At 53.9% G+C, this 14780-nt stretch carries 12 protein-coding genes, 1 pseudogene and 1 riboswitch; of the genes and pseudogenes, 8 read left to right on the top strand and 5 right to left on the bottom strand.

Annotated features, from left to right (window positions below):
• Positions 1-88 precede the first annotated feature (88 nt).
• The gene (gene epmA, locus AU509_RS16420) at positions 89-1066 is read right to left on the bottom strand and encodes an elongation factor P--(R)-beta-lysine ligase (protein ID WP_094118839.1); all 978 of its coding nucleotides are present in this window, start codon (positions 1064-1066) and stop codon (positions 89-91) included.
• A 406-nt stretch (positions 1067-1472) separates the two neighbouring features.
• Here epmA and frdA point away from each other — a divergent pair, with 406 nt between their 5' ends.
• The 5 genes from frdA to blc all read left to right on the top strand — a co-directional run bounded on the left by frdA (position 1473) and on the right by blc (position 5456).
• Positions 1473-3269, top strand: coding sequence for a fumarate reductase (quinol) flavoprotein subunit (gene frdA / locus AU509_RS16415; RefSeq protein ID WP_085653356.1), 1797 nt, complete (start codon positions 1473-1475; stop codon positions 3267-3269).
• Positions 3262-3996 carry a succinate dehydrogenase/fumarate reductase iron-sulfur subunit gene (locus AU509_RS16410; RefSeq protein ID WP_094118838.1) on the top strand — a complete coding sequence of 245 codons (735 nt, stop codon included), beginning with the start codon at positions 3262-3264 and terminating at the stop codon, positions 3994-3996. Before frdA ends, AU509_RS16410 begins: the two co-directional genes overlap by 8 nt.
• Positions 3997-4012: 16 nt before the next feature.
• Entirely contained in the window at positions 4013-4408 is a 396-nt protein-coding gene (gene frdC, locus AU509_RS16405) for a fumarate reductase subunit FrdC (protein ID WP_085653354.1), read from the top strand.
• A 14-nt stretch (positions 4409-4422) separates the two neighbouring features.
• Complete coding sequence (gene frdD / locus AU509_RS16400; RefSeq protein ID WP_085653353.1) at positions 4423-4779, top strand: fumarate reductase subunit FrdD; 357 nt, start codon at positions 4423-4425, stop codon at positions 4777-4779.
• 125 nt (positions 4780-4904) lie between these two features.
• Entirely contained in the window at positions 4905-5456 is a 552-nt protein-coding gene (gene blc / locus AU509_RS16395; RefSeq protein WP_094118837.1) for an outer membrane lipoprotein Blc, read from the top strand.
• Positions 5457-5528: 72 nt separating this feature from the next.
• On the opposite strand, the gene efp is transcribed toward blc, so the two are convergent.
• The gene (gene efp / locus AU509_RS16390; RefSeq protein ID WP_085653351.1) at positions 5529-6095 is read right to left on the bottom strand and encodes an elongation factor P; all 567 of its coding nucleotides are present in this window, start codon (positions 6093-6095) and stop codon (positions 5529-5531) included.
• Positions 6096-6130: 35 nt separating this feature from the next.
• Between efp and epmB the strand changes: the two are divergent.
• Positions 6131-7176 (top strand): annotated as a pseudogene (gene epmB / locus AU509_RS16385) (EF-P beta-lysylation protein EpmB).
• A 67-nt stretch (positions 7177-7243) separates the two neighbouring features.
• Here epmB and AU509_RS16380 read toward each other — a convergent pair.
• Together AU509_RS16380 and pgi are read right to left on the bottom strand one after the other, a co-directional pair.
• Complete coding sequence (locus AU509_RS16380; protein ID WP_085653349.1) at positions 7244-7588, bottom strand: DUF4156 domain-containing protein; 345 nt, start codon at positions 7586-7588, stop codon at positions 7244-7246.
• 203 nt (positions 7589-7791) lie between these two features.
• Positions 7792-9444: a glucose-6-phosphate isomerase gene (pgi, locus tag AU509_RS16375; protein WP_094118836.1), complete on the bottom strand. Its 1653-nt coding sequence runs from the start codon at positions 9442-9444 to the stop codon at positions 7792-7794.
• A gap of 174 nt (positions 9445-9618) precedes the next feature.
• Positions 9619-9815, top strand: a riboswitch (Lysine riboswitch).
• Positions 9816-9930: 115 nt separating this feature from the next.
• Here pgi and lysC point away from each other — a divergent pair.
• Positions 9931-11295, top strand: coding sequence for a lysine-sensitive aspartokinase 3 (lysC, locus tag AU509_RS16370; RefSeq protein ID WP_094118835.1), 1365 nt, complete (start codon positions 9931-9933; stop codon positions 11293-11295).
• Between the two features lie 231 nt (positions 11296-11526).
• Positions 11527-12981, top strand: a complete 1455-nt coding sequence (locus tag AU509_RS16365) for a DASS family sodium-coupled anion symporter (RefSeq protein WP_094118834.1) — start codon at positions 11527-11529, stop codon at positions 12979-12981.
• Positions 12982-13344: 363 nt separating this feature from the next.
• Here the strand turns inward: AU509_RS16365 and metA are convergent, their stop codons facing one another.
• Positions 13345-14274, bottom strand: coding sequence for a homoserine O-acetyltransferase MetA (gene metA / locus AU509_RS16360; protein WP_085653345.1), 930 nt, complete (start codon positions 14272-14274; stop codon positions 13345-13347).
• Positions 14275-14780 lie beyond the last annotated feature (506 nt).

Here is a 14780-nt window from a genome sequence, read left to right as displayed (position 1 = left end):
GTCTCAGGTATTCCGCCCTGAATGACGCGCATAAAAAAATCCGGTGCAGGCTCCTCGCCTCACCGGATTTTTATTGGGGTCTTGCGCTTTAGGAGCGGTCGACTGGGAAGGCAATCACTTCGCTAATGGACTCAGCCTTCAGCGCCAGCATGATCAGGCGATCGACGCCCAGCGCGACGCCTGCGCAATCCGGGATACCCGCGGTCAACGCATCCAACAGGTTTTCGTCTATCGGCTGAACCGGCAAGCCGCGCGCGGCGCGTTTGCGGTTATCCTGCTCGAAACGCTGACGCTGCTCGGCGCTGTCGGTCAGCTCGCGGAACCCATTCGCCAGTTCAATCCCTTTGAAGTAGACCTCAAACCGCTCAGCGACACGGTGATCTTCGGTACTGATTTCAGCCAGAGACGCCTGCGTAGCTGGGAAATGATAGACGAAGGCCGGTTTGTCGCGCCCGATATTGACCTCAACGCCCACCGCGAACAGCAGTTGCAGCAGCGTATCGCGATCCTCTTCCTGATGCGCGACATCCCCCACGCCCAGCGTTTCGGCGACTTCGCGCAGCTGAGCTTTGTCGGCGGAGAGCGGATCGACGTCCAGATGACGCTGGAAAGCCTGCTGATAGGTGAGCATTTCGGCGCTTTCGCACTCCAGCACCTGTTGCAGCAGATCGTCCACCTCATTCATCAGGCGGTACATATCGTAGTGAGGGCGATACCACTCAAGCATCGTGAATTCAGGATTATGATAACGGCCGGATTCTTCGTTACGGAAGCTGCGCCCCAGCTGATAAATTGGGCCGCTGCCTGCCGCCAGCAGGCGTTTCATGTGGTATTCCGGGCTGGTCATCAAATAGAGTTTTAGGCCGTCCGCAGCGCCTGGCCCGACATACTGAGTGTCAAAAGGAACCAGATGAACGTCTGTGACCGTTGCCTGACTCATGGCGGGGGTTTCCACCTCTAGCACGCCGCGATCGGAGAAGAAGCGCCGAATTTCGTTCATGATCTCCGCCCGCTTCAACAGATTGGCAATTGGGGCGCTGGGTTGCCAACTTGCCGTTTCGCTCATGGTGGTCTACTCCAAAGTCAAAGAGGGGGTGCAGTCTACCCGCATCAGTCCGACCAAACAAATTATATCCAGTTGAAGATGTTTTAATCGGTAGGGATGAGTATTTATTAAAGCAATAAAAGTGCTGTTTTTACTTTAATTGCATTTTCGATCACGTTTTAAGAACTATTCCTCTCCGCTGGTTAAAAAACAGCAAAATGCTGGATCACATCAAATTTCAGCTACCTTTAAATAGCTATAATCATTTCCACACAAAAAAGAGTGATTTAACGGTTATCCACGGCCGTCAGATTTTTTTTCTGCCCCTCCCAACTCACTAAAAACTGGGCGGAAATAAACCCAATATTCGCATTACGCATTATTTTCTTATTTTATCTTATTTAACTTATGTAACTGGAGGAATGCAGTGCAGACCTTTAATGCCGACTTGGCCATTATCGGGGCCGGGGGCGCTGGCTTACGCGCAGCTATTGCTGCAGCCGAAGCTAATCCCCAACTGAAGATTGCGCTGATCTCTAAAGTCTACCCAATGCGGAGCCACACCGTGGCCGCAGAAGGAGGCTCAGCAGCGGTCACTCAGGATCACGATAGCTTTGACTTCCATTTCCAAGACACCGTCGCCGGCGGCGACTGGCTCTGCGAACAGGACGTCGTCGACCAGTTTGTTCACGAGTGCCCACGTGAAATGATCCAGATGGAACAGTGGGGTTGTCCGTGGAGTCGTAAACCAGACGGTTCAGTCAACGTACGCCGTTTCGGCGGGATGAAGATTGAACGCACCTGGTTTGCTGCCGACAAAACCGGTTTCCACATGCTGCACACCTTGTTCCAGACGTCGCTGAAATACCCGCAAATTCAGCGTTTCGACGAACACTTCGTGCTGGATATTCTGGTCGATGAAGGCCACGCGCGTGGCGTCGTCGCCATCAATATGATGGAAGGCGAGCTGGTGCAAATTCGCGCCAACGCCGTCATCATGGCGACAGGCGGCGCCGGACGTGTGTACCGTTATAACACCAACGGCGGCATCGTCACCGGCGACGGCATGGGGATGGCGTTCCGCCACGGCGTGCCGCTACGCGATATGGAATTCGTACAGTATCACCCGACCGGCCTGCCCGGCTCCGGCATCCTGATGACCGAAGGCTGCCGCGGCGAAGGCGGCATCATGGTCAATAAAGATGGCTACCGCTATCTGCAGGATTACGGCATGGGACCCGAAACGCCGTTGGGTGAGCCGAAAAACAAATACATGGAGCTAGGGCCGCGCGATAAGGTCTCTCAGGCTTTTTGGCATGAGTGGCGCGCTGGCCGCACCATCTCGACTCCGCTGGGCGATGTGGTCTACCTCGACCTGCGTCACCTGGGCGAGAAGAAGCTGAAAGAGCGCCTGCCGTTCATCTGCGAACTGGCCAAAGCCTACGTCGGCGTCGATCCCGTCAAGGAACCGATCCCCATTCGTCCTACCGCGCACTACACCATGGGCGGCATCGAAACCGATCAGCAGTGTGAAACGCGCATCAAAGGTCTGTTCGCCGCCGGTGAATGTTCTTCCGTCGGCCTGCACGGCGCCAACCGTCTGGGTTCTAACTCCCTTGCGGAGCTGGTGGTCTTCGGCCGTTTGGCCGGTGAACACGCCGTACGACGCTCTCAGGAAGCGACGCCCGCCAATACCAGCGCGCTGGATGCGCAGGCCCGCGACGTTGAGAAAAAACTGCATGACCTGATGAATCAGGAAGGCACGGAAAGCTGGTCTAAAATCCGTGATGAGATGGGGATGACGATGGAAGAAGGCTGCGGTATCTATCGCACCACCGACCTGATGCAAAAAACCGTCGATAAGCTGGCCGAACTGAAAGAACGTTTCAAACGCGTCAAAATCAGCGACCACTCCAGCGTATTTAACACCGACCTGCTGTACACCATCGAACTCGGCCACGGACTGGATGTGGCGGAATGTATGGCGCACTCTGCAATCAACCGTAAGGAATCCCGCGGCGCCCACCAGCGTCTTGACGAAGGCTGCACCGAACGCGACGACGTCAATTACCTGAAGCATACGCTGGCGTTCCACAGCCAGGATGGTGCTCCACGTCTTGAGTATAGCGATGTGAAGATCACCAAGCTGCCGCCGGCGAAACGTGTTTACGGCGGTGAAGCCGATGCTCAGGAGAAAAGTAAGAAGGAGCAAGCGAATGGCTGAGATGCAAACCCTGAAAATGGAAGTCATGCGCTACAACCCGGAGCAGGACAGTGCGCCACACTTCGAAACCTATGAAGTGCCGTATAACAAGCAGACCTCCTTGCTTGATGCGCTGGGTTATATCAAAGACAACCTGGCGCCGGACCTGTCTTACCGCTGGTCCTGCCGTATGGCGATCTGCGGCTCCTGCGGCATGATGGTCAACAACGTCCCGAAACTGGCCTGCAAAATCTTCCTCCGCGACTATACCGGCGGCATGAAGGTAGAAGCGCTGGGTAACTTCCCGATCGAACGCGATTTAGTGGTCGATATGACTCACTTCATTGAGAGTCTCGAAGCCATCAAGCCGTACATTATCGGCAATGATCGCAAACCGGAAGACGGCCCTAACAAGCAGACGCCGGCGCAAATGGCGAAGTACCACCAGTTCTCCGGCTGCATCAACTGCGGGTTGTGCTACGCCGCCTGCCCGCAGTTTGGTCTGAACCCGGAGTTCATCGGCCCGGCCGCCATTACGCTGGCGCACCGCTACAATCTGGACAACCGCGATCACGGCAAGAAAGCGCGTATGCCTCAGTTGAACAGCGATAACGGCGTATGGTCCTGTACGTTTGTCGGTTACTGCTCCGAAGTGTGTCCGAAGCACGTCGATCCCGCCGCCGCCATTCAGCAGGGCAAGGTCGAAAGCGCCAAAGACTTCATGATCGCCATGCTGAAACCACAATAAGGGAGGGAGGCAAACAATGACAACCAAACGTAAAGCGTATGTCCGTGGCATGACGCCGACCTGGTGGCAAAAGCTGGGGTATTACCGCTTCTATATGCTGCGCGAAGGAACGGCGGTTCCGGCAGTATGGTTCAGTATCGTGCTGCTGTACGGCGTTTTCGCGCTGAAACACGGCGTGGAAGGTTGGGAAGGCTTCGTCGGATTCCTGCAAAACCCTATCGTGCTGTTCATCAATATCATCGCGCTGCTGGCCGCGGCTCTTCAGACCAAAACCTGGTTCGATCTGGCGCCCAAAGCCACCATCATCGTCATTAAAGATGAAAAGATGGGTCCCGAACCGATCGTGAAAGCGCTGTGGATTGTGACCGTGGTAGTCACGCTGGCGATACTGGCTATCGCCTTGCTGTACTGATCAGGAGGAATAACGTGATTAATCAAACGCCAAAACGTTCCGATGAACCGCCTTTCTGGGGGCTGTTCGGCGCCGGTGGCATGTGGAGCGCCATCTTCGGGCCGGTGATCGTCCTGCTGGTCGGTATTCTGCTGCCAATGGGACTGTTCCCGGATGCGTTGTCCTATGACCGCATCGCGGCATTTAGCCATAGCCTTATCGGCCGGCTGTTCCTGCTGCTGATGATCGTGCTGCCGCTCTGGTGTGGCCTGCACCGCATCCACCACGCCATGCACGACCTTAAAATTCACGTGCCGGCAGGGAAATGGGTCTTTTACGGGCTCGCGGCCATTCTGACGGTAGTCGCCGTCATTGGGCTCGTCACACTTTAAAACTCCGCTCCAAAAAACAACGGCCTGCTTATACAGGCCGTTTTTCATTGCCAGTCCGTCAAACGCTTCCTACCCTTAACGTCATCACTCTTCAGCCATGGCCTATCCCTGGAGGATAAAAACCGATGAAAAGATGGAAAACGCTGGTGGCGGCAATCACGTCACTGCTCTCCTCCGCCTGCAGTACGACACCGCCGGAGAATGTCGAGGTCGTGAAAAACTTCGATATACACCGTTATCTTGGCACCTGGTACGAAATTGCGCGTCTCGACCACCGCTTCGAACGCGGCCTGGACCGAGTGACGGCGACCTATCATCCGCGCGACGACGGCGGCATTACTGTCACCAATCGCGGCTTTAATACGCAGCAGCAACGCTGGAAAGAGAGTACGGGGAAAGGATATTTGATGGGGGATCCAGAGACGGCATCGCTGAAAGTCTCTTTCTTCGGGCCATTCTACGGCAGCTATAATGTGATTGCGCTGGACGATGCCTATCGCTACGCCATGATTTGCGGACCCAACCGCAACTACCTGTGGATCTTATCCCGCACGCCGACGCTGGACGACGCAGTGAAACAACAGCTGCTGACGACGGCCAGACGCTATGGTTTTGACACGGAACAGCTTATTTGGGTTAATCAGTCGGATAACGATGTTGCGGGGACGGCACAATAACGGGGCACGCGTTGCATGAGAAACGGTGTGGGTAATACCGCTGCGAGAATGCAGCGGTATTATGCGGAGAGATTATTTTACGCGGGACACGTATTCGCCAGAGCGAGTATCCACTTTAATCACTTCGCCAATCTGTACGAACAGCGGAACCTTAACCACGGCGCCCGTCGTCAGCGTTGCAGGTTTACCACCCGTTCCAGCCGTATCGCCTTTCAGGCCCGGATCGGTATCGGTAATTTCCAGCTCAACGAAGTTCGGCGGCGTCACGGCGATCGGAGCACCGTCCCACAACGTCAGTACGCATTCTGCCTGTTCAACCAGCCATTTGGCGTTGTCGCCAACGGCTTTCACATCGGCAGCCAGCTGTTCAAACGTTTCATTGTTCATGAAATGCCAGAACTCGCCGTCGTTGTACAGATAAGTCAGGTTCATATCCATGACGTCCGCTGCTTCAACGGAATCACCGGATTTGAAGGTTTTTTCCAGCACTTTGCCGGAAATCAACTTACGGATTCTGACACGGTTAAATGCCTGGCCTTTGCCCGGCTTAACAAATTCGTTTTCAATGATCGCACACGGCTCACCGTCCTGCATGATTTTAAGACCGGAACGGAATTCATTGGTACTATAAGACGCCATGTTGGTCCTCTTATTACTGGTAACTTAGCCAAAAAATGGCACACATTATAACCCGAAATACGCTGTCTGGAGAAGATTGGTTACAGCAACTCGCCGACGTTATTACCGATCCAGACGAATTACTCCAGTTTATCGCGCTTAAAGAGCACCCTCAGCTAACAGAAGGGCGTGATGCCCGTAGGCTTTTCCCCCTGCGCGTGCCGCGATCTTTCGCCGCGCGGATGCAGCCGGGCGATCCTCTCGATCCGCTGCTATTGCAGGTGATCACCGCGCCGCAGGAATTTATTGAGACGCCGGATTCAGTTACGATCCGTTGGAAGAGCAAGACAGCGTCGTTCCCGGCCTCCTGCACAAATACCGTAATCGTGCGCTGCTGCTGGTCAAAGGCGGTTGCGCCGTCAACTGCCGTTACTGCTTCCGTCGCCACTTCCCCTATCAGGATAATCAGGGGAATAAATCCAACTGGCGCCAGGCGATGGACTATATTCGTCAACATCCTGAACTGGATGAGATCATTTTTTCCGGCGGCGATCCGCTGATGGCGAAAGATCACGAGCTGGATTGGCTGATCGCCGAACTGGAAAGCATTCCCCATCTTCAACGCCTGCGCATCCATAGCCGACTACCGGTTGTGATCCCGGCAAGGATCACGGACGCGCTGTGCCAACGCCTGAAGCAATCCAGACTACGTGTGGTGCTCGTCACGCATATTAATCACGCCAATGAAATCGACACTGACGTAGCACAAAATATGGCGAAATTACGCCGGGTGGGCGTCACGCTGCTGAACCAGAGCGTACTGCTACGCGGCGTCAACGATAGCGCCACAACGCTCGCGGCGCTCAGCAACGCGCTGTTCGACGCGGGGATCCTGCCGTATTACCTGCATGTGCTGGACAAAGTGCAGGGCGCCGCGCATTTTCTGGTGCCGGATGATGAGGCGAGAGACATCATCAGAACGTTGATGACGATGGTGTCAGGCTATTTAGTGCCCCGGCTGGCGCGGGAAATCGGTGGCGAAGCCAGTAAGACGCCGCTGGATCTCGGCATGCGGCAAAGTCAGGACGATGTCGCCGGATAAAACCGTCGCAGGATAAAACAAAGGCCGACGAAAACGCTCGTCGGCCCCTTTTGTTACATCGCGGGCGTTAACGACATTTATACACGTCACCCTGCATCTTGCTATCCAACGGAGCGAAACTGGACAGGAACGTCTCACTCGGCGATGTCACGCCAAAGATCACATTTCCCCCCATCTCAGCAGCCTTATTACGGAGATCGTTAGCCGCGCCCCGCATCGAACTGCCCGCATCACTGTTACCGGATAACCAATTGGATTGAGTGCCGGTCACCGCGCCAAGTCGCTGACATTCCGCGCCAGGCAAGCTATCCGTAAAACGCACTGCTTGCCCTGCTGGGCTAAGCGAATGCGTCGAGCTACATCCGGCCACCAGCAAAACGCCGGCTGTTGCCATAAGAATACGAGTCCGCATGTTCCCTCCGAGATAATTAAGATCGCGGTCTGACGGTCATTGTGTCGGTAGCAAATACCACGATGTGACGATAAACGGCATGTCGGCCTTCTCCCCCACGAGCGGTAGGAACGTCAGAAAGACCCGATGAACCCGTCTGGCGTTTTCTGCTCGCGCCGCCCATACAATAGACCGCGCGAACAGCATGGCTCACATCGGGCTGATTATGCCTGACGCCATTTTTTGAAGTTGTTGATCAGGCCGTTGGTGGAGCTGTCGTGACTGCTCACCGCAGAATCATCCAGCAGTTCCGGCAGAATGCGGTTAGCCAGTTGTTTACCCAATTCAACGCCCCATTGGTCGAACGTGAAGATATTCAGAATCGCGCCCTGCGTGAAGATCTTGTGTTCGTACAGCGCAATCAACGCACCCAGGCTATATGGCGTGATTTCACGCAACAGGATAGAGTTAGTCGGGCGGTTGCCTTCAAATACTTTAAACGGTGCGACGTGTTCCACGTCCTGCGGTTTGTTACCCGCAGCGGCGAATTCGGCGTCAACCGTTTCACGGGATTTCCCGAAGGCCAGCGCTTCAGTCTGTGCGAAAAAGTTGGACAGCAATTTGCTGTGGTGGTCGCTCAGCGGATTATGGCTGACGGCAGGCGCGATGAAATCGCAAGGCACCAGTTTGGTTCCCTGATGAATCAGCTGATAAAACGCGTGCTGTCCGTTAGTACCTGGTTCGCCCCAGATGATCGGGCCGGTCTGGTAATCCACCGGCGTGCCGTTGCGGTCTACGTACTTGCCATTGGACTCCATGTTGCCCTGCTGGAAGTAGGCGGCGAAACGGTGCATATACTGGTCGTACGGCAGAATCGCTTCTGTTTCCGCGCCGAAGAAGTTGTTGTACCAGATGCCGATTAGCGCCAGCAGTACCGGCAGGTTCTTCTCGATAGGCGTGGACGCGAAATGCTTGTCCATCGCGTGAGCGCCGCTCAACAGCTGTTCGAAGTTGTCGTAGCCGATGGACAGCACGATAGACATACCGATGGCGGACCACAGAGAATAACGACCGCCAACCCAGTCCCAGAATTCAAACATGTTGTCGGTATCAATCCCAAACTCGCCCACGGCCTTGCCATTGGTGGACAGCGCGGCAAAGTGCTTAGCAACAAATTTCTCATCGCCCGCGGCTTTCAGGAACCAGTCACGCGCGCTGTGAGCGTTGGTCATCGTTTCCTGGGTAGTGAACGTTTTAGACGCGACGAGGAACAGCGTGGTTTCCGGGTTCAGCGTTTTCAGCGTCTCTGCGATGTGCGTGCCGTCAACGTTGGAGACGAAGTGCATGTTGAGGTGATTTTTGTAAGGCTTGAGCGCTTCCGTCACCATGAACGGACCCAGGTCCGAACCACCGATACCAATGTTCACCACGTCGGTAATGGTTTTGCCGGTATATCCTTTCCAGTCACCGCCGATCACACGTTCGCTGAACTGCTTCATTTTCTGCAGGACGGCATTCACTTCCGGCATCACGTCTTTGCCATCGACCACAATCGGGGTATTGCTGCGGTTACGCAGGGCAACGTGCAGGACCGCGCGATCTTCAGTACGGTTAATCTTTTCACCGGAGAACATGGACGAAATAGCGCCAGCCAAATCGGTCTCGCGCGCCAGGGCCTGCAATTTTTCCAGCGTCTCATCCGTGATACGGTTTTTTGAGTAGTCCACCAGCATCAGGTCGTCAAAGGTCGCGGAAAACCGCTTGAAGCGGGCATCATCCTGGGCAAACAGATCGCTGATTTGAACGTCCTTCATCACGGCAAAATGCTGCTGCAGAGCTTGCCAGGCGGCCGTCTGCGTTGGATTGATATTTTTCATAACGGTACTCTTTGTCTAAGAATGAATGGTCAGTAATCAAGAGATTGTATCCCTTAACGCTCCGCTTGAGATCCCTTTTCTTGCGAAATGCCCGGCGCGGAAGCCCGCGAGCCATTGACAGCCACCGCGTAACCCGTTATTTGTAATGGCCTACTTACGCGCCCACGAGGTTCGTAAGCCAGAAGAGGTGCGTCGCCCAGGTAAGGTATCGGAGGAGCCGTTTTCCGAAGAAGATACCCGAGGGGGAGCGTCGCCGAGATGAGATCAACGTCGGCATTGATTTCATCGACCACAGGGGCTGAATCCCCTGGGTTGTCACCGGCTCATCCTGCGCGGCAGGATGTTCAGCAAGGTGGAGCGCTTCTGGGTGTATCGTAGCTTTTTTCTACGTCTGCTCCCTGTTTATCGCTCTTCCCTTGTGCACAGGTTTAACGATGGACGGCTCCACACCTTAGCGATGCCGTCTCCTGACACGAGGTTTCATAAATGTCCGCTCAACAACAAAACGCGTTGATTATCGCTAAATTCGGCGGCACCAGCGTCGCCAATTTCGACGCGATGAATCATAGCGCCGACGTGGTACTTTCCAATCCGCAGGTACGCATCGTGGTGCTGTCGGCTTCAGCTGGCGTAACCAACCTACTGGTCGCGCTGGCAGAAGGCGTACCACTAGAAGAACGCGAATTACACCTGAATAAAATCCGCCAGATCCAATATGCCATCGTCGACCGACTGACTCAGCCGGAAGTCATCCGTGAAGAGATTAACCGGATGCTGGACAACATTGCCCGACTCTCAGAAGCGGCGGCGTTAGCCACTTCTACGGCACTGACCGACGAGCTGGTTAGCCACGGCGAGCTGATGTCCACGCTGCTGTTCGTTGAGATTTTACGGGAACGCAGCGTCGTGGCGGAGTGGTTCGACGTGCGCAAGATTATGCGCACCAACGATCGTTTCGGCCGTGCCGAGCCTGACTGCGAAGCGCTGGGAGTGTTGACCCGAGAGCAGTTGTTGCCTCGTCTGTCCGATAGCCTCGTCATTACGCAAGGCTTCATCGGCAGCGAGTCTAAAGGACGGACCACCACACTAGGACGCGGCGGCAGCGACTATACGGCCGCACTGCTGGGCGAAGCCCTGAACGTCAGCCGAATTGATATCTGGACCGACGTTCCCGGCATTTACACCACCGACCCGCGCGTGGTGCCCGCCGCTAAACGCATCGATCAGATCACGTTTGAGGAAGCCGCGGAAATGGCGACCTTTGGCGCCAAAGTCCTGCATCCCGCGACGCTGTTACCCGCCGTACGCAGCGACATCCCGGTCTTCGTCGGCTCCAGCAAAGACCCGGCCGCAGGGGGAACGCTGGTCTGCAATAAAACGGAGCATCCCCCGCTGTTTCGCGCACTGGCGCTACGCCGCAAGCAAACCCTGCTGACGCTGCACAGCCTGAACATGCTGCATGCGCGTGGCTTTTTGGCAGAGGTTTTCAGCATATTGGCGCGTCACAATATTTCCGTGGACCTGATTACCACGTCCGAAGTGAACGTAGCGCTTACGCTCGATACGACAGGATCGACGTCTACCGGCGACGGCTTGCTATCCAGCGCGATGCTGACGGAGCTGTCTTCGTTGTGTCGGGTTGAAGTGGAAGAGAATATGTCGCTGGTCGCGCTGATCGGCAATAAACTCTCTCAGGCATGCGGCGTGGGCAAAGAGGTCTTCGGCGTACTGGAACCCTTTAATATTCGCCTGATCTGTTATGGCGCCAGTAGTCATAATCTGTGTTTCCTGGTGCCGTCCAGCGCGGCCGAACAGGTCGTACAAACTCTGCACCACAATCTATTCGAATAATCCCTTCCTCGAACATGATGGCCGGTTATTCCATTCCGGCCATCGTCTATTTTTCTTCATTGTCGTTTCGTCAATGAAGCCTCTAAAATAAATACTTTCAAAACGCCTTACGTCAATAAGACGCATATTTTCACTTTCTCAGTTATTCATTAGCGTTATTCTTAGTTCACTCCCTAACCGATATTAGGGCGACACACACGCAATATCTTCAGACCTTTGTAAGGAAAACGGATGAAGACCAAAACGTCTTATGGCCTGAATTGGCTTCCTTTAGTAGTCATCGTCATTATTGCAACTTTCTTCTGGCAACTCACTCCGCCCACCGGCCTGACTCCCGCAGCCTGGCATTCAGCCGTTATTTTCGTCGCAACGATTATCTGTATCGTGGCAAACGTATTGCCGATTGGGGCGATTGGCATCATCAGCATTACGCTGTTCGCCCTGACCTATGCGGCAGGCGACAAGACGCCTAGCGCATCCATTCAGACGGCGCTGAGCGATCTCAACAGTTCGTTGATTTGGCTGATCGTCGTTGCCTTCATGATTGCCCGGGGATTCATTAAAACCGGATTGGGGCGGCGTATTGCACTCCAGATGATCCGTCTACTTGGCAAACGCACGCTGGGCCTGGCGTATGGACTGGCTTTTGCCGACCTGGTGTTGTCCCCGGCCATGCCGAGCAACACGGCGCGCTGCGGCGGCGTTATCTATCCCATCGCCGACTCGCTGGCACGCAGCTTCGACTCCAAACCGGATGATGCTTCCCGCAGTAAGATCGGTACGTTTCTGGTCACCTGTATCGGTAACGTCAACGACATCACCGCTGCAATGTTTATGACGGCTTACACCGGTAACTTGTTAGCGATAAAACTGGCAGCCAACGCTGGCGTCACTATCACGTGGGGCAGTTGGTTCGTCGCCGCGGTAGTGCCCTGCCTCATCTCTCTGCTGGTGATCCCGCTGTGCGTATACTGGCTGGTGAAACCAGAAATTCGTCATACGCCCGATGCTCCTAAGCTTGCCGTCGCTGAATTGAAAAAGATGGGAAGCATGAGCCGCGGGGAGTGGCTGATGGCCGCCACCGTGTTGATTCTGCTGGTACTGTGGATTTTCGGCGACAAACTGGGCGTGGATGCGACAACCGCCTCCTTTGTCGGACTTTCTTTCTTGCTGCTGACTGGCGTATTGAGCTGGGATGATATTAAAAGCGAGAAAGGTGCCTGGGATACGTTGATTTGGTTCGCGGCGCTGTTAATGATGGCGAACCAGCTCAAGAATCTGGGCTTCACGGCCTGGTTTGGCGATCTTATCGGTAACAGCATTGGCCATATGATGCTGGGAACTAGCTGGGTATTAGTCCTCCTGCTACTCAATGCCGCCTACTTCTATACCCACTACTTCTTCGCCAGCGGTAATGCGCAAATCGCAGCCCTTTATGCCGTATTCCTGGGTGTGGGTATTAACCTGAATATCCCCGCAGTCCCCATGGCGCTGATGCTGGCGTTTACCAGCAGCCTGTATTGTTCTCTTACCCAGTACACACATGCCCGCGGCCCCATTCTGTTCGGCGCAGGATATGTACCCACCGGTGTCTGGTGGCGAACAGGGTTCATTATTAGTCTGATTAACCAGGCGATCTTTATGTCTGCCGGCTTGTTATGGTGGAAGGTCATCGGGTTGTATTAATGACAGGCGATGTTTTATGTTACAGGGGCCTTGTGCCCCTGTTTTTATTTCAGCGGAATTAGTGTTGACCGCATTATTCCTCATCGAACCTATCGACTGACCAAAACCACATAGCCGTATTATCAGTCTGCGGTACACCAGTTATTACCTTTCCCGGCTTATAAAACGGTTAGACTGGCAACTAAGGCCGCGTCATTGCTTATTTATCCAGATCTATTTACCTCAACATTCATGTCATCAGACATTATTTAAGACCCAATATGGGGGATAAACACTGGAGTAAAGCACTATAAAAAGGAGGGGTATTGAGCGAAAAAAATAAACGCAACATAAAGGCACCCGCAGGTGCCTAAATAAAGAATATCAATCCAAAGTAGGATTCATATTACGTAAATCGAACGGCGTGATCTGGTAGACATAATAGTTCAGCCAGTTGGAAAATAAGAGATGGCCATGACTGCGCCAGCTTGCTTTAGGCGCTTTTTCGGGGTTGTTATCCGGGAAGTAATTCACTGGGACAACGGTATCCAACCCGGCTTCAATATCGCGAAAATACTCACTACCCAGCGTCAGCGCATCATATTCCGGATGACCGGTAACAAATGCCAGACGTTTATCCTTACTCGCGAACAGATAAGCGCCGACTTCGTCTGACCCCGCCAGAATATCCAAGTCAGTATGTTCGCGAATAACATCCAGTGGGAAATCCGCATAGCGTGAGTGAGGAGCCAGGAATGTTTCATCAAAACCGCGCGTCATTAGCGCATGTGGCTGAAAAGTATGATGCTCGTAAACGCCGGAGAGTTTAGCGTCACGCGTCAATTTCGGGATGCCATAAAGGACGTTTAATGCGGCTTGTACGGCCCAACACACAAATAAGGTTGAAGTAACATGCTCTTTAGCCCAACTCACGACCCGTGAAATCTGCGGCCAATATACCACATCGCTGAAATCAACTAATCCCAATGGGGCTCCGGTTACAATCAGCCCATCAAAGTTTTCATCTTCTATATCTTCGAAGTTGCAGTAAAAGTTATTGAGATGCTCAGTCGGCGTATTTTTGGACTCGCGACTGTCGATTCTCAACAGCTGAATATCGATCTGCAGGGGGGAGTTCGATAGCAACCGTAGAAACTGATTCTCAGTCTCGATTTTTTTGGGCATCAGGTTAAGTACCAATACCTTAAGCGGACGAATTTCCTGAGTTTTCGCACGAGATGATGTCATCACAAACACGTTTTCTTTGCGCAAAAAGTTCACTGCGGGCAATTCATCGGGGACTCGGATTGGCATAACCTTATAACCTCACTGCATACGTTTATACGTTTAGACTTCCAGACAGCCGAAGATAGCGATTTTCCCTGTTGATGTCGATAGCGAACAGGTGCAGTTGAAAATGTTTCACTCAAAAGAGTATGAACATATGCTTTTTACGAATAAGCAGATCGCCACCCCCACATTATGGCGATAATGTAACCAATATTAACCCTGACTTAGGTCCGCGGCCTGGTCATCATTGAATGAGGGGCAAAGGGAGTTTCACGTCGGTCAGGATGAGCACGGGGAGGCAGATTGTGGGGGGCATCGGTCACGTTGAGCAAAGGGGGCAGCTTCAGGGGAACAAGCCGCTGAGCAAGAATACGTCATCACGGCAGGCATGTTAAGCGGTGGGACAGTGACGATACCCGACATGACCATCAATCCTGCCTCAGCAGACCAGAGTGTGGCCATCCAGATTCACGGTCTGCCGCGTGGCGGTGAGACGGGGGGAGGTACAGAGCCGGTCTGTCGGCTTTTTT

The organism is Lonsdalea britannica (assembly GCF_002111595.1).
Lineage (GTDB): Bacteria > Pseudomonadota > Gammaproteobacteria > Enterobacterales > Enterobacteriaceae > Lonsdalea > Lonsdalea britannica.
The sequence above is the reverse complement of the archived record's forward strand: the minus strand, read 5'-3'. Positions and strand labels throughout refer to the sequence as shown.

Excerpts from the sequence above, each read along its gene's own strand:
- AU509_RS16365 (WP_094118834.1), top strand. The coding sequence starts at position 11,527 with ATGAAGACCAAAACGTCTTATGGCCTGAATTGGCTTCCTTTAGTAGTC.
- efp (WP_085653351.1), bottom strand. The coding sequence starts at position 6,095 with ATGGCGTCTTATAGTACCAATGAATTCCGTTCCGGTCTTAAAATCATG.
- frdC (WP_085653354.1), top strand. The coding sequence starts at position 4,013 with ATGACAACCAAACGTAAAGCGTATGTCCGTGGCATGACGCCGACCTGG.
- blc (WP_094118837.1), top strand. The coding sequence starts at position 4,905 with ATGAAAAGATGGAAAACGCTGGTGGCGGCAATCACGTCACTGCTCTCC.
- lysC (WP_094118835.1), top strand. The coding sequence starts at position 9,931 with ATGTCCGCTCAACAACAAAACGCGTTGATTATCGCTAAATTCGGCGGC.
- epmA (WP_094118839.1), bottom strand. The coding sequence starts at position 1,066 with ATGAGCGAAACGGCAAGTTGGCAACCCAGCGCCCCAATTGCCAATCTG.
- AU509_RS16410 (WP_094118838.1), top strand. The coding sequence starts at position 3,262 with ATGGCTGAGATGCAAACCCTGAAAATGGAAGTCATGCGCTACAACCCG.
- metA (WP_085653345.1), bottom strand. The coding sequence starts at position 14,274 with ATGCCAATCCGAGTCCCCGATGAATTGCCCGCAGTGAACTTTTTGCGC.
- AU509_RS16380 (WP_085653349.1), bottom strand. The coding sequence starts at position 7,588 with ATGCGGACTCGTATTCTTATGGCAACAGCCGGCGTTTTGCTGGTGGCC.
- pgi (WP_094118836.1), bottom strand. The coding sequence starts at position 9,444 with ATGAAAAATATCAATCCAACGCAGACGGCCGCCTGGCAAGCTCTGCAG.